Here is a 296-nt window from a genome sequence, read left to right on the forward strand (position 1 = left end):
TTTACGATGACGGTGATCGTGAACAGAACAAGTTTTACCGCAGGTCGGGCAGGTTAACCGGGTGTTTACAGCGATTTCGACAGTGACAGTAACTGAACAGGCATTTTCATCGAGTGAAAGGGTCTTTACCTGCCACGGGGCTGACAGGTTGAGAATATGAGCGTAGAGGGACTTTTCGTCCATGGAGGTGACCTCTGGCGATTAAATAAACATCATCATGCCTCAGCCACCGCAACAAAGAAATACTCTCCCTTAGACCGTGTTTATCCAGCGGGTTTAGAAAGAGGGAGCCCTTT

At 48.3% G+C, this 296-nt stretch carries 1 pseudogene; it reads right to left on the minus strand.

Annotated features, from left to right (window positions below):
- Positions 1–183 (minus strand): annotated as a pseudogene (locus JYB63_RS22840) (ISL3 family transposase); the annotation flags it as partial.
- Between the last annotated feature and the right edge of the window lie 113 nt (positions 184–296).

It is taken from the genome of Aliamphritea spongicola, from assembly GCF_017051665.1.
Lineage (GTDB): Bacteria > Pseudomonadota > Gammaproteobacteria > Pseudomonadales > Balneatricaceae > Amphritea > Amphritea spongicola.